The organism is Polaromonas sp. P3_C2 (genome assembly GCF_056402675.1).
Genome location: NZ_JBFUGX010000858.1, coordinates 1 through 1512, shown reverse-complemented (window position 1 = coordinate 1512; position 1512 = coordinate 1). Strand labels below are relative to the sequence as shown.

Below are 1512 nucleotides of genomic sequence, written 5' to 3'. Positions count from 1 at the left end.
CAGCAGCAGGGGCTCGTAAATCGCCTGTTCTACCAGCAGGCGCGAGCCGGCCGAGCAGGTTTGCCCGGCGTTCTGCACGATGGCGTTGATGATGGCCGGTATGGCGACATCCAGGTCGGCATCGGCAAACACGATTTGCGGACTTTTCCCGCCCAGCTCCAGCGTGACGGGGCAGTGGCGCTCGGCGGCGACCTGCTGGATCAGCGTGCCCACGGCGGGGCTGCCGGTAAAGCTGATGTGGTCGATTTCTTTGTGGCGGGCCAGCGCGTCGCCGACCTCATGGCCGTAACCGGTCACGATGTTGATGGCGCCGGCCGGAAAACCCACTTCGGCCGCGAGTTGCGCCACGCGAATCAATGACAGGCAGGCATCCTCTGCCGGCTTGACCACGCAGACGTTGYCCGCGGCCAGCGCGCCGCCGACGCTGCGGCCGAAGATCTGCATCGGGTAGTTCCACGGAATCACGTGGCCCGTCACGCCGTGCGGCTCGCGCCAGGTCATCACACTGTAGCCGTCCAGATAGGGAATGGTGTCGCMGTGCAGCTTGTCGCAGGCGCCGGCATAAAACTCGAAGTAGCGCACCAGGGCCGCCGCGTCGGCGCGTGCCTGTTTGGTGGGCTTGCCGCAGTCGCGCTGCTCGATCATGGCCAGCTCTTCGGCATGCTCGGCCACCTTGGCGGAAAGCCGCATCAGCAGTCGCCCGCGCTCGGCGGCGCTGAAGCGGCTCCATACCAGTTCCAGACATTCGTGGGCACTTTTCACCGCGGTATCAATGTCGTGCGCGTTGCTGCGCTGAATCTCGTCAAACACCTGCCCGTCGGACGGATCGATCATTGGGATGGTTTTGCCTGAAGAAGATGCGACAGAGGTATTGGCGATGTAGTTGAGTTGCATGGCGCTATTGTGCTGAATTTGCCCCCGGCCGGAGGTTACCGCCTCCCACGGGCAGAAATGAGCCATGGGGGCAGGGCCTCCCGCGAGGTAACGCTCCCCAAAAGCGTGCGTTTGTCACAGCCACAGCGTTGTGTCTCGGCCAATTTACAAATCCTTTGCTGCGCCACGATTGGCATATATGTAGGATTGAACCTACACATGCACCTCGCCAATTCCTACAGGGAATGGTGCTCATGTTACGCAACGGCCCGGCCGTATTGGCGTGACGACAGCGGCAGGCAGCCGGCAACYGCGGGTCCGCATTTTTGACGCATTACCGCGATGACTGATCCCACCAAAAGCCCAGCCGATATTCCGCCCGGCGACGACGCGCCCACCACCAGCCTGCTGGCCTGGTTTAAAGCCTTTATGGCCCGTTTGCGCGACTGGTTGTCGATTCAGACCTTTGGCATGAAGTTCGCCGTACTGGCCGTGGCATTGATGATTCCGGCAAGCGCCTATTACGCCTGGTCGACCCTGGAGCGGCAGGAAAAAATGGCGCTGGAAGTCAAGGCCATGGCAGCGTCGGGGCCGGGTGTTGAAGCGGCCTGGACTTACAACACCGCATTGCCGGTCGTC

Annotated in this window: 1 protein-coding gene and 1 pseudogene; one reads left to right on the top strand and one right to left on the bottom strand. The window is 62.2% G+C overall.

Features of this window, described 5'->3' with window-relative positions; translation table 11 throughout:
• Positions 1-894, bottom strand: an 894-nt coding sequence (locus AC1DWI_RS22780; protein WP_477725865.1) for an aldehyde dehydrogenase family protein, incomplete at its 3' end; no start/stop codon positions are given.
• A 321-nt stretch (positions 895-1215) separates the two neighbouring features.
• On the opposite strand from AC1DWI_RS22780, the pseudogene AC1DWI_RS22775 reads away from it, so the two are divergent.
• Positions 1216-1512: pseudogene (locus AC1DWI_RS22775) on the top strand (AAA family ATPase); the annotation flags it as partial.